General features: G+C 64.6%; 11 protein-coding genes. 8 read left to right on the plus strand and 3 right to left on the minus strand.

What is annotated here, in order from left to right:
* Window positions 1–62 precede the first annotated feature (62 nt).
* Together ACOOE1_RS10960 and ACOOE1_RS10965 are read left to right on the plus strand one after the other, a co-directional pair.
* Entirely contained in the window at window positions 63–2,237 is a 2,175-nt protein-coding gene (locus ACOOE1_RS10960) for a malate synthase G (protein ID WP_420406377.1), read from the plus strand.
* A gap of 35 nt (window positions 2,238–2,272) precedes the next feature.
* Entirely contained in the window at window positions 2,273–2,713 is a 441-nt protein-coding gene (locus tag ACOOE1_RS10965; protein WP_420406378.1) for a GIY-YIG nuclease family protein, read from the plus strand.
* On the opposite strand, the gene ACOOE1_RS10970 is transcribed toward ACOOE1_RS10965, so the two are convergent.
* A complete protein-coding gene (locus ACOOE1_RS10970; RefSeq protein WP_420406379.1) occupies window positions 2,714–2,899 on the minus strand; it encodes a hypothetical protein in 186 nt (61 codons plus the stop codon).
* 612 nt (window positions 2,900–3,511) lie between these two features.
* Here ACOOE1_RS10970 and ppk2 point away from each other — a divergent pair.
* The 4 genes from ppk2 to ACOOE1_RS10990 all read left to right on the plus strand — a co-directional run bounded on the left by ppk2 (window position 3,512) and on the right by ACOOE1_RS10990 (window position 7,966).
* Window positions 3,512–4,315, plus strand: a complete 804-nt coding sequence (gene ppk2, locus ACOOE1_RS10975; RefSeq protein WP_420406380.1) for a polyphosphate kinase 2 — start codon at window positions 3,512–3,514, stop codon at window positions 4,313–4,315.
* A 100-nt stretch (window positions 4,316–4,415) separates the two neighbouring features.
* Window positions 4,416–5,597: an acetyl-CoA C-acyltransferase gene (locus tag ACOOE1_RS10980; protein WP_420406381.1), complete on the plus strand. Its 1,182-nt coding sequence runs from the start codon at window positions 4,416–4,418 to the stop codon at window positions 5,595–5,597.
* Between the two features lie 13 nt (window positions 5,598–5,610).
* Window positions 5,611–6,810: an acyl-CoA dehydrogenase family protein gene (locus ACOOE1_RS10985; RefSeq protein ID WP_420406382.1), complete on the plus strand. Its 1,200-nt coding sequence runs from the start codon at window positions 5,611–5,613 to the stop codon at window positions 6,808–6,810.
* Between the two features lie 13 nt (window positions 6,811–6,823).
* On the plus strand, window positions 6,824–7,966 hold the full coding sequence (locus tag ACOOE1_RS10990) for an acyl-CoA dehydrogenase family protein (RefSeq protein WP_420406383.1): 1,143 nt from the start codon (window positions 6,824–6,826) through the stop codon (window positions 7,964–7,966).
* Window positions 7,967–8,040: 74 nt separating this feature from the next.
* Here the strand turns inward: ACOOE1_RS10990 and ACOOE1_RS10995 are convergent, their stop codons facing one another.
* Window positions 8,041–9,168, minus strand: coding sequence for a TauD/TfdA family dioxygenase (locus ACOOE1_RS10995; protein ID WP_420406384.1), 1,128 nt, complete (start codon window positions 9,166–9,168; stop codon window positions 8,041–8,043).
* Window positions 9,169–9,355: 187 nt separating this feature from the next.
* On the opposite strand from ACOOE1_RS10995, the gene ACOOE1_RS11000 reads away from it, so the two are divergent.
* Both ACOOE1_RS11000 and ACOOE1_RS11005 read left to right on the plus strand, forming a co-directional pair.
* Complete coding sequence (locus ACOOE1_RS11000) at window positions 9,356–10,261, plus strand: LysR substrate-binding domain-containing protein (RefSeq protein ID WP_420406385.1); 906 nt, start codon at window positions 9,356–9,358, stop codon at window positions 10,259–10,261.
* A 203-nt stretch (window positions 10,262–10,464) separates the two neighbouring features.
* Entirely contained in the window at window positions 10,465–11,229 is a 765-nt protein-coding gene (locus ACOOE1_RS11005) for a class II aldolase and adducin N-terminal domain-containing protein (RefSeq protein WP_420406386.1), read from the plus strand.
* 125 nt (window positions 11,230–11,354) lie between these two features.
* On the opposite strand, the gene ACOOE1_RS11010 is transcribed toward ACOOE1_RS11005, so the two are convergent.
* Window positions 11,355–12,113: a DUF3750 domain-containing protein gene (locus ACOOE1_RS11010; protein ID WP_420406387.1), complete on the minus strand. Its 759-nt coding sequence runs from the start codon at window positions 12,111–12,113 to the stop codon at window positions 11,355–11,357.
* Between the last annotated feature and the right edge of the window lie 52 nt (window positions 12,114–12,165).

Here is a 12,165-nt window from a genome sequence, read left to right on the forward strand (position 1 = left end):
CCGATCATGAGGATGCGCCGCGATTCAGATGATCATGACCCCATGCGGAAAGGGTTTCCCCAATGACCAGCCGGACCGAGATTGGCAACCTGCAGATCGACTCAGCGCTTTATGCGTTCATTAACAACGAAGCCCTTCCGGGCACGGGCGTCGATGCGACCGCCTTCTGGAACGGCCTCGATGCCATCGTCCGTGATTTCGCCCCGAAGAACCGCGCACTGGTCGCCAAGCGCGATGAACTGCAGGAACAGATCGACGCCTGGCACAAGGCCAATCGCGGGGCCGGGTTCGATCTCGACTCTTACAAGAGCTTTCTGAAGAAGATCGGCTACCTGGTCGAGGAAGGCCCCGCCTTCTCCGTCGGCACCGGGAATGTCGATGCCGAGATTGCGACCGTCGCCGGTCCGCAGCTTGTCGTCCCGGTGATGAATGCACGCTATGCGCTGAACGCCGCCAACGCACGCTGGGGCAGCCTCTATGATGCGCTCTACGGAACCGACGCCATCTCCGACGAAGGCGGCGCCGAGGCCGGTGGATCCTACAACCCGAAGCGCGGCGCCAAGGTGATCGCCTGGGCCCGCGATCTTCTCGACCGCTCCGCCCCGCTCGCCTCCGGCAGCCATGCCGATGCGACCGGCTATTCCGTCTCTGGCGGTGCGCTTTCGGTAAGCCTGAAGAACGGCAACACCACCGGCCTCAGGAACCCGGCGCAGTTCGCCGGATATAAAGGTGATGCGGGCGCACCGAGCGGTGTCCTTCTAAAGAACAACGACCTGCATCTCGAGATCGTCGTCGACAAGAACCACCCCATCGGCAAGGACGATCCGGCCGGTGTGGCGGACGTCATCGTGGAGGCGGCGCTGACCACGATCATGGACTGCGAGGATTCGGTCGCCGCGGTCGATGCCGAGGACAAGGTGCTGGCCTACCGGAACTGGCTCGGTCTGGTGAAGGGTGATCTCTCCGACAGCTTCCTGAAAGGCGGCAAGGAAGTCGTCCGCAAGCTGAATCCGGACCGTGCCTACACCGCGCCGGACGGCAAAGGCGAGGTGCGGTTGCATGGCCGCAGCCTTATGCTGGTGCGCAATGTCGGCCTGCTTATGACCAACCCCGCGATTCTCTACGACGGCGGCAAGGAAATTCCGGAATGTCTGATGGACGGCGTGTTCAATGCCGCCATCGCCCTGCATGACATCCGGGGCGCCAACAAGGGCGGCAACAGCCGCGCGGGTTCGGTCTACACCGTGAACCCGAAGATGCACGGGCCCGAAGAGGTCGCCTTCATCGAGGCGCTGTTCGCCGAGACCGAGAAGCTGCTCGATCTGCCGAAGAACACCCTCAAGATGGGCATCATGGACGAGGAACGCCGCACCACGGTGAACCTCAAGGAATGCATCCGCGCCGCCAAGGACCGGGTCGTCTTCATCAATACCGGTTTCCTCGACCGCACCGGCGACGAGATCCACACCTCGATGGAAGCGGGTCCGATGATCCGCAAGGGCGACATGAAGGCTTCGGCCTGGATCAAGGCCTACGAGGACTGGAACGTCGATATCGGGCTGGAATGCGGTCTGCAGGGCCATGCCCAGATCGGCAAGGGCATGTGGGCGATGCCGGACCTGATGGCCGACATGCTGGTGCAGAAGAAAGCGCATCCGGAGGCCGGAGCCAACACCGCCTGGGTACCGTCGCCGACCGCCGCGGTGCTGCACGCGACGCATTACCACGAGCTCAGCGTGAAGCAGCGTCAGGATGAGCTGAAATCCCGCGGCCGGGCCAATCTGGACGATATTCTCTCGATCCCCGTCGCCGAACGGCCGAACTGGGATGCGGAGACGATCCAGCAGGAACTGGACAACAACGCCCAGGGCATCCTCGGCTACGTTGTGCGCTGGGTCGATCAGGGCGTCGGCTGCTCCAAGGTGCCGGACATCAACAATGTCGGCCTGATGGAAGACCGCGCGACCCTGCGCATCTCGAGCCAGCATATCGCCAACTGGCTGCATCACGGGGTCTGCACGGCCGCCCAGGTCGAGGAGACCATGAAGCGGATGGCGAAGGTGGTGGACGGGCAGAATGCCGGCGACCCGGCCTACAAGCCGATGGCGCCCGACTATGACAAGAGCATCGCCTTCAAGGCCGCCTGCGATCTGGTCTTCAAGGGCCGGGAGCAGCCCAGCGGCTACACCGAGCCGGTCCTGCATGGCCGCCGGCTCGAAGTGAAAGCCGCCGGCTAGGGATGCATCCGGGGTCCGGGACAGCTCTCGACGGTTTGCTAGAAGCCGTTCGGACGCTGATCCCGGACACCGGCATCGTGCATCTTTCGGAGAATGCGATCGCTCCGATGCCCGGCAGTTACCTGTTGTTCCTGGAGCTCCAGGTGCCGCGTTCCGTAAAGATTGCCAGGCGTGATGCCGCTCTCCCGGCCGGTCTCTATGCATATGCCGGTAGCGCAAAGGGTCCCGGCGGCCTGAGAGCACGTCTTGGCCGGCATCTGCGCGGAGACGGTCGGACCCGCTGGCATATCGACCAGATCACGGTGCAAGCGCATGCGCGCGCAGGGTTCGCCTACCGCTCACGCACGGAATGCGAGCTGGTCCGTACGCTGCTCGAAAATAGTGAGTTTTCGGTCCCTATTGAAAGGTTCGGCAGCAGCGACTGCAAGACCTGCGCGTCGCACCTGTTGCAATTCCAGGCGGCCCCGAAAGCCTGATCAATCCTCCACGCGCGGCCGCAGGCCCAGTTCCATGACCTGCTTTCGCGCCGCATCGTCCTCGACCCCTTCGACCGCCGACAACAGCATCGCCGCCGCGACGACACCTTCCATATGGGCTTTCAGGGGCGACAATCCGCGATCGAACGACTCGGCCACGGTTTCGAAATAGGCGTCTTCGATCATGCTAATCGTGGTCTGATCCACAGCAACCTCTAGCGAATGAGGAGCGACAACCAAACCCGGTCCCGGCGTGCGCCGCCTCTCCCGGTCCGGGAGAACGCAGGGAGATCAGGTGTCCAGGAATGCCTGATCTCCGGGCCTGGAAACGGGGAGAACGCGCCCCCGATAGACAATAGAATCGAATCACGAACCTAACGGTTCTCCCCCTAACAAATAGTGACTCACGGCGGGTTTTCCGAGACCCGGATATGCCTCGTATTCGAACCTGCGTCGCTGCGCGCCGTGTTTCGGGTTGAAGTCGTACAGGCGGATCGGATTCGATCACAATCATTTGAGCCGCGGCCTTGCCTGCGCCGCCGGGGATACTGGAACGCCGGGTGCAACCCGCGATCCACGGCGCGCTCAAGGCCGCATGCCGGTTCTGCTTACCTCAACCGGGGTCACGGCGTTCATCTTATGCGCTCCGCCCAGGTCATGTGCTCCTGACCGGTCTGGACCATGCCGCCGGGGCCGGCGTCCGGGCCATCTCTGGAACCCCGGCCCCGGTCACGCGGGACCGGCTGACAAGCGCTTCCCGACCGTGATCTAATCCTGGCGACAGCCGGAGGAGAATCCATGTCCAACAGGAGCGGCGGCACGCGCCGGAAGCTCGGCCGGAAAGAGTATGAAAAGGCGCTCCATGACCTGCAGATCGAACTCTGTCATCTGCAGGCATGGATCAAGGCGACAGGAGAACGGGCGGTCGTGGTTTTCGAGGGCCGCGATGCGGCCGGCAAGGGCGGTGTGATCAAACGCATCACCGAGCGCGTCAGCCCGCGTGTCTTCCGGGTCGTTGCCCTGCCGGCACCGTCTGAGCGCGAGAAAAGCCAGCTCTTCGCCCAACGCTATATCCAGCACTTCCCGGCAGCGGGCGAGATCGTGCTGTTCGATCGTTCCTGGTACAACCGCGCCGGGGTCGAGCGCGTCATGGGCTTTGCCGAGATGGAGCAGGTCCATCGCTTCCTGCGTTCGACCGCCTATTTCGAGCGCGAGATCATCGAGACCGGCATCAAGCTCATCAAGTACTTCCTGCATGTCGATCGCGACGAACAGGAACGCCGCTTCATTTCCCGAATGACCGACCCGACAAAGCACTGGAAGCTCAGTCCGATGGATATCGAATCGTACCGGCTTTGGGACGACTACTCGATTGCCTATGACGAGATGCTGCGGCAGACACATACGCCCGAATCGCCCTGGTTCATCATCGATTCGAACGACAAGAAAAGGGCCCGGCTGAACTGCATTTCTCACCTGCTGAGTCAGTTCGACTACGCGGAAATCCCGTTCGAGGCCCCGAAGCTTCCGAAGCGGGAGACAGTGAAGGACGCGCCGCAGGACGGACCGCGCTTCGGTATCCAGATCCCGGTGCCCTACTGATTGCCGCGCATCGTTTCGCAAAGCGAAATTCAATTTCGAAAAAACTTGTCGCCCTGCCCGGCTGTTCGATATGACATAGGAAAACGAATGGGAGGATAAGGTGAGAGAGGCCGTCGTTCTGTCGACCGCCCGCACGGGCTTGGCGAAATCCTTTTGCGGCGCATTCAACGATACCCACGGGGCCACGATGGCCGGGCATGCGCTTCAGCACGCTGTCACACGTGCGGGAGTCGATCCGGCCGAGATCGAGGACGTGATTCTCGGCTGCGGGCTGCCTGAAGCCGCAACCGGCAAGAATATCGCCCGTCTCGCCGCGATCCGGGCCGGCCTGCCGGTCTCCGCCGGCGGCGTCACGGTGAACCGTTTCTGCTCCTCCGGCCTGCAAGCCATCGCCATGGCGGCGCAGCGCATCATCGTCGACCATGTGCCGGTGATGGCGGCGGGCGGCGTCGAGTCGATCAGCCTGACCCAGGCCAATCTCAACCAGACCCGGCTGGAAGAGCCCTGGCTTATGGAACACAAGCCCGCGCTTTACCATTCCATGATCGAGACCGCGGACACGGTCGCGTCCCGCTATGGTGTCTCCCGCGACGCACAGGACTCATATGCACTGAAGAGCCAGCAGCGCACCGCTGCAGCGCAAGAGGCCGGCCGCTTCGACGACGAGATCGTGCCGATCACGGTCGAAAAACTGGTGAAGGACAAAGAGAGCGGCGAGGTCTCCCGCGAGACCGTGACGCTCACACAGGACGAATGCAACCGCCCCGGCACCACGCTCGACGGACTCGCAAGCCTGCAGCCGGTACGCGGCGAGGGACAATTCGTGACCGCCGGCAACGCCAGCCAGCTTTCCGACGGCGCCGCGGCCTGCATCGTCATGGACGCGAAGCTGGCCGAGCAGCGCAATCTCTCTCCGCTCGGCATCTTCCGCGGCCTCGCGACCGCCGGATGCGAACCGGACGAGATGGGGATCGGGCCGGTTTTCGCGGTGCCGCGCCTGCTTGAACGGGCCGGCCTCAGGCTGGACGATATCGATCTCTGGGAGCTGAACGAGGCCTTTGCCTCGCAGGTCCTCTACTGCCGCGATAAACTCGGCATTCCGGACGAGAAACTGAACGTCAACGGCGGCTCGATCTCGATCGGCCATCCCTACGGGATGACCGGCGCACGGATGGTCGGGCATGCCCTCATCGAGGGCAAGCGCCGGGGTGCGAAATATGTTGTGACCACGATGTGCGTCGGCGGCGGAATGGGCGTCGCCGGCCTGTTCGAAGTGGCGTAAGGGAGCAGACGATATGGACCTGAACTTCACCCCGGAGGAACTCGCGTTCCGCGACGAGGTGCGCGCCTTCCTGAAGGCCGGCGTGCCGGACGATCTCCGCGCCAAGATCAAGGGTGGCAAGCGTCTCGCAAAAGACGATTACTTCCGCTGGCACAAGGCGCTCTCCGAACAGGGTTGGCTCGGCTCCAACTGGCCGAAGGAATATGGCGGTCCGGGCTGGACGCCGGTGCAGAAGCATATCTTCGAGGAGGAGTGCTACGCCTACGGCGCGCCGCGCATTCTGCCCTTCGGCGTCAACATGGTCGCCCCGGTGATCATGAAATTCGGCAGCCAGGCGCAAAAGGACTATTACCTGCCGCGAATCCTCAGCCTGACCGACTGGTGGTGCCAGGGCTATTCCGAGCCGGGCTCCGGTTCCGATCTCGCCTCGCTGCGCACCAGCGCCAAGCGCAAGGGCGATCATTACATCGTCAACGGCCAGAAGACCTGGACCACGCTCGGCCAGTTCGCCGACAAGATCTTCTGCCTGGTGCGCACCAATCCGGACGCAGCGAAACCGCAGGAAGGCATCTCCTTCCTGCTGATCGACATGGATACGCCCGGCGTCACCGTGCGCCCGATCATCCTGCTCGAGGGCGAGCACGAGGTGAACGAGGTCTGGTTCGACAATGTGAAGGTCCCGGCCGAGAACCTTGTCGGCGAGGAGAACAAAGGCTGGACCTACGCCAAGTACCTGCTGACCCACGAGCGCACCGGCATCGCCAATGTCGGTTCCTCCAAGGCGGCGCTGCTGCATCTCAAAGCCATCGCCCGCGACCAGGTGAAGAACGGCCGTCCGCTGATCGAGGATCCGTTGTTCCGGAACCGGGTAGCCAAGGTCGAGATCGACCTGATGGCACACGAGATGACCAATCTCCGGGTGCTGGCCGAGGTTCAGTCCGGCGGCGCGCCGGGGCTGGAGAGCTCGATCCTAAAGATCCGCGGCACCGAGATCCGCCAGGAGATCACCGACCTCGCGCGGCGCGCGATCGGCCCCTACGCGATCCCGTTCCAGTCGGAGGCGCTCGACGAGGGTTTCAACGGCGAGCCCGTCGGCCCGGACTATGCCGCGCCCATCGCCCAGCAATATTTCAACATGCGCAAACTCAGCATCTATGGCGGGTCGAACGAGATCCAGAAGAACATCATCGCCAAGGCCGGACTCGGACTCTAAAGGATTACAGATAATGGATTTTTCGCTCAGCGAAGAGCAGCGCATGCTCAAGGACACGGTCGAACGCCTGGTGCGCGAGACCTACGATTTCGAGACCCGCCAGAAAATCATCGGCAGCGACGAGGGATTCTCCCGCGAGGTCTGGAGCCAGCTCGCCGAACTCGGCCTGCTCGGCGTGCCGTTCGCCGAGGAATTGGGCGGACTTGGCGGTGGCGGCGTCGACCTTATGATCCTCGGCGAGGCCATCGGCCAAGGCCTGGTGGTCGAGCCCTATCTTTCCACCGTCGTGCTCGGCGGCGGCCTGATCGAGTTGCTCGGCTCGCCGGAACAGAAGGACAGCCTGCTGAGCGCCGTCGTCGGGGGCGAGACGCTGCTCGCTTTCGCCCATGGCGAGCCGGACAGCCGCTACGAGGCCGCCCATGTCCGCTGCACGGCGCAGAAGACCGGTGGCGGCTGGACGCTCACCGGCCGCAAGTCTGTGGTGTTGAACGGCGCCGCGGCGGACCTGCTGATCGTCTCCGCCCGGATCTCCGGCGCGCACGACGACGAGGACGGCATCGGCCTCTTCCTTGTCGAGAAGGGCGCCGCAAATATGATGATCCACGGTACGCCCGGAATCGACGGCACGCATGTCGCGGAAATAGCGCTCGACGGCGTCGAAATCGCCGCGGACGCCGTTCTCGGTACGCCGGGCGCCTGTTTCGCCGCCATTGAGGAGGTGATGGCCCGCGCCATCGTCCTGCTCGCGGGCGAAGCGGTCGGCGCGATGGAAGTGGCGGTCGAAACCACGGTCGAGTACCTGAAGACCCGCAAACAGTTCGGCAAGGCGCTGAGCCAGTTTCAGGTGCTGCAGCACCGCGCCGTCGACATGCGGATCGCATTGGAACAGGCGAAATCGCTCGCCGTTCTCGCCGCTGCACGGCTAAACGAGCCGCGGGACCTTCGCGAGCAGGCGATCAGCGCAGCGAAGGCAGGGATCGGCCAACATGCCCGCCTCGTCGGCGAGCAGGCGATCCAGCTTCATGGCGGTATTGGCATGACCTGGGAGGTTCCGGTCGCGCACTACGCCAAGCGGCTGGTGATGATCGACCACCTCTTCGGCGACGTCGACCACCATCTCGAGCGCTTCGCCGCGCTCTCGGACGCCGCGGACTGATAGCGACCTCATCACACTTGAGAGCCCGTCATCCCCCTCGCATGGGGATGACGGCAAATTCGCGATGCGCCACCTTACCCGAACCGCCCCGTGCCGCTGAGGATCCGGTACCTGCTCCGAAGCTCCCCCCGGTCGGTGTAGCAGCCGCGCAAGTGTCGCTCGCCGCTGCTGGCCGTGTAGGCCTCGCGGCCATGCACCACGCGGTGATTGTCGAAACAGATGCATTCGCCCGCATTGAGGCGGAAACGCATGACATATTTCGAATCCCTGAGCGCCCGGCCGAAACGATGAAAGGCGGGGTAGTAACGATCGAGGAATGTCTGCGGCAGGTCGAACACGTCGGCGATGTGTTGGCTCATGGTGACGCCTTCCACCTCGCCGTTGCGGTCAAGCTCGATCACCCGCTGGCGTGCGCGCATGTCGAACGCGTCGTGTTCGCAGTAGAACGGCACCTCGGTCTCCGCGAGCAGGGCGAAATCTTCCGGATGATCGCGGCGGAAATCCTCCGCCACCGCGACCGCGTCGACGAAGAGGCTGTTGCCGCCCTCGACGGAGTTGGCGCGGCAATGCAGGTACTGCACGCCCGGCGCGAAATCCTCCGACGGCAGGTCGGTGTGGAGCTCGAGCGCCGCCGCCGTATAGGCCGTGTTGATCGGGTTTATGTGGGTATAGACCTCGAACACCTTGCCGAAGAAGCTCGGCCGTATTTCGCCGGCGAGCGCGGCGGTTTCCTCCAGAGAGTCCGGCGTGTCCGGGAGTTCGGTCACCAAAGTCACGCCGTCGACCAGCAGCGCCTCCAGCCAGGCCCGGCGCTTTTCCGGTTCGGCCTTCAGTTCCGCCTGGGTAAATCGGGCAACCGACGGGTATTTGTCGGCATACCAGGCGCGGCGCGGCAGGGCCGCCACGTCCGGGCGCGGCTTGCCGCTGCGATAGGCGGCGAGAAAGTCCAGCGGATAACGGCTCGCATGGCCGGAGCGCCAGACCAGCGACAGCTCCTGGCCCTCGACGGCCGCCACGGCCGGCCGCGGCGCTTCCGCCTCGCCGAATATGTCGAAACTGCGCTCCCGGGTGACATTGTCGAACGAGGACGGGCAATTGTCCCGGAGCCAAAAATAGTTGAAGTAGCCCGTGCTGCCGTCCGGAAACCCGAGATCGAGACCGTTCTCGCCCAGCGTGACGCCGCCCTGCTGCCGTGCCTGCATGAAACGCCCCTTTCCGCGGCCCCGCCGCTTTCATAAGAGGAATGCCTGCGCCGAAATGTCGGATCGAGACCAGAAAGCGGTCCAATCGCGCCATCCAAACCACTGTTATCAATGGAAAACTTGAACCCTCGCCGGGCTCCGTGGGAAGCCTCGAAAATCGCATGCTTCGATAAGGTGAGTTTATCGGATGTCACGCCACCTGCCGCCGCTCCGCCTCTTCGGTGTCTTCGGGACGGTCTGTCGCTCGGACAATCTGCGCGCCGCCGCCGCCGCGCTGAACGTTTCCCAGCCGGCCGTCAGCCAGTCCCTGAAACAGCTCGAGGACCATATTGGCGCCCGCCTGATCAACCGCGAGACCCGGCCCGCCTCGCTCACGCCCGAGGGCGAGATCCTGCTGCGCGCGACGGAGGACGGGCTGGCGCGGATCGCGGGCGCGGTCGACGAGATCCGGAGGCGCACCACCCGCAACAGCTCCGCCGTCACGGTCGCCTGCTCGGTCGGCGTCGCCACCCACTGGCTGATGCCGCACCTGGAGAGCTTCTACGCCCGCCATGCCGACCTGCAGGTGAACGTGATCACCTCCGAGAGCGGCGCCCCCGCCATTGCCGGCGAGATCGACATTGCCATCCGCTTCGGCGACGGCGGCTGGAGCGACGGTGCCGTCACCCGGCTGTTCGAGGAGCGGATCGAGCCGGTCTGCACCCCGGCCCTTGCCGAGACGCTGGCACTGACGGAGGAGAGCCTGCACACGGCGCCGCTGATCCATGTCGAGACCGGCGACCCGCGCTGGCTCGGCTGGGCCGACTATCTTTCAGCGCTCCGCCTCGGCCGCCCGTCGAACCCGGTGCAACTGCGCTTCTCCAATTATGTGCAGGCGACCCAGGCCGCGCTCGCCGGCCGCGGGCTCGCGCTCGGCTGGCGCTCGATCACCGGCGGCTACGTAGCGGAAGGTAGACTCGTCGCCCCGGTCGCCGCCCCGCTCACCCCGCCGAGCGCCTTCTACGCCGTGACCGCGCCCGACCGCGCGGGGGAGGAGCCCGCGGAAAAGATGCTCGCCTGGCTGACCGAGATGGGCGCGGCGTTTACCCATTGAACTCGTCACCCCGGCGCAGGCCGGGGCCCAGAGGATCGAAGGGCGGTGCACCATGTTCCCTGGGTCCCGGCCTCCGCCGGGATGACGGTGAAACCGCGAAACCATAACCCCCGCTAATCGCAGCATCCGCATTTTTGCAGTGGCGAAACCGGCGCCCGCCCGTCAGGCTGGGCGCACCTGCCCACCCCACCGGGAGAATTCCCATGACCAGCCCCGTCGCCCTCACCCCGAAAAGCAATCTCGGCTACTGGCCGGAGCGCGTCGATCTCGCCGCAGCCTTCCGCTGGACCGCGCGGCTCGACATGCATGAGGGCGTCGCGAACCATTTCTCGCTCGCGGTGAACGCGGACGGGACGCGCTTTCTGATGAACCCGAACCAGATGCATTTTGCCCGCATCAAGGCCTCGGACCTGCTTGAGCTGGATGCGAACGACCCGGAGGTGCTGGACCGCCCCGGCGCGCCGGACCCGACCGCCTGGGGTCTGCACGGTTCGGTCCACCGGCATTGTCCGCATGCGCGCTGTGTCATGCATGTGCACTCGATCCACGCCACCGTGCTCGCCAGCCTGAAGGACAGCCGCCTGCCGCCGATCGACCAGAACTGCGCCACATTCTACAACCGCATGGTGATCGACGAGTCCTATGGCGGCCTTGCCTTCGAGGAGGAGGGCGAGCGCTGCGCCGCGATGCTGACAGACCCGAAGGTCAAGGTCATGGTGATGGGCAACCACGGCATCCTCGTTATCGGCGACAGTGTCGCCGACACCTTCAACCGGCTCTATTACTTCGAGCGCGCTGCGGAGACCTATATCCGCGCTCTCCAGACCGGCCTGGACCTCCGGGTGATGCCGGATGAGATCGCCGAAAAGACCGCGCAGGAACTGGAGGACTATCCGGGCCAGGCGAACCGGCATCTCGACGAGCTCAAGGCCATCCTCGACGAGGAGGGGTCGACCTACGCAGGGTGACTGTTCGCCCCCCGAGCAAATGGCGTCGTTCTCGCGCACGCGGAAACCCGGGGGCCATAAAGCCCGGCCCGTCCCCCCAACCGCGTGGGACGGCGGTCGTTCTTATGGAGTGGGTTGGGGAAAGACTAGTTGGACAGCCCGACCCGGCCGACGCCCGGGAGTTTCAGCGCCGGCTTCGTCACGTCCACGCCGAGCGTCAGGCCGAGCACGTTGAGTTCGATTCCTTCCTCGACGGCGAGCATCACGCCCGCCAGCCCGAGCAGCGAGATCTGGAAACCGGTCCCGCTCGGCGTTTTCGCAAAGACCGCACCGTCGGGAATGAAATCCTTGCCGATTGCGGTCGGTGGAAGGTCGAGACTGAGCTCCGGGACGTGACGGGCGATGTGGGCGGTGAAGGTGTTGCTGTTGGGACCGGGCCAGATCCGGTAGGCGTCCGCGTGCGGATAGCTTTCGGCGGCGGCGAGGATGCGGGGGATCAGAATCTCCGCGTCCGGGCCGCGCACGTCTGCCAGCAGCTCGGGCTCGGAGCCGAACCAGTAGCCGTCGGGGGTCCCGTTCCTCACCCGGACCGCCGTGCTGCCGTAGCGCAATTGCCAGCCCATAACTTCGAGGCGCGTATATTCGGCGGCGTTGGGCGGCTTCACCGCGAACCAGGTATGCACCCCGAAGATACCGCGCCAGCTCCAGGCACGGCCGGCATAGACCTGCACGACCGCTTCGGGCGCCTCCTCCGGTTTCGGTGCCAGGCCGGAAGAATCGCGGCGTGCCTGGCTCCAGTGCGCTGGTCCCTCCGTCAGGTGGTTGACGGCGCTTGCGGCCAAGGGAATACCGAGCGCAAGGACCAGCACGAGGCAGAAGAGGGTGAGGCGCTGCAGCCGTTTCAATCCATAAAGCATCGAAAAGAAATGGGCGCAGGGAGGCCCGATACAAGCCCCG

Source organism: Nisaea sp., from assembly GCF_965216895.1.
Lineage (GTDB): Bacteria > Pseudomonadota > Alphaproteobacteria > Thalassobaculales > Thalassobaculaceae > Nisaea.

Excerpts from the sequence above, each read along its gene's own strand:
- ACOOE1_RS10960 (WP_420406377.1), top strand. The coding sequence starts at position 63 with ATGACCAGCCGGACCGAGATTGGCAACCTGCAGATCGACTCAGCGCTT.
- ACOOE1_RS10970 (WP_420406379.1), bottom strand. The coding sequence starts at position 2,899 with ATGATCGAAGACGCCTATTTCGAAACCGTGGCCGAGTCGTTCGATCGC.
- ppk2 (WP_420406380.1), top strand. The coding sequence starts at position 3,512 with ATGTCCAACAGGAGCGGCGGCACGCGCCGGAAGCTCGGCCGGAAAGAG.
- ACOOE1_RS10985 (WP_420406382.1), top strand. The coding sequence starts at position 5,611 with ATGGACCTGAACTTCACCCCGGAGGAACTCGCGTTCCGCGACGAGGTG.
- ACOOE1_RS10990 (WP_420406383.1), top strand. The coding sequence starts at position 6,824 with ATGGATTTTTCGCTCAGCGAAGAGCAGCGCATGCTCAAGGACACGGTC.
- ACOOE1_RS10995 (WP_420406384.1), bottom strand. The coding sequence starts at position 9,168 with ATGCAGGCACGGCAGCAGGGCGGCGTCACGCTGGGCGAGAACGGTCTC.
- ACOOE1_RS11000 (WP_420406385.1), top strand. The coding sequence starts at position 9,356 with ATGTCACGCCACCTGCCGCCGCTCCGCCTCTTCGGTGTCTTCGGGACG.
- ACOOE1_RS11005 (WP_420406386.1), top strand. The coding sequence starts at position 10,465 with ATGACCAGCCCCGTCGCCCTCACCCCGAAAAGCAATCTCGGCTACTGG.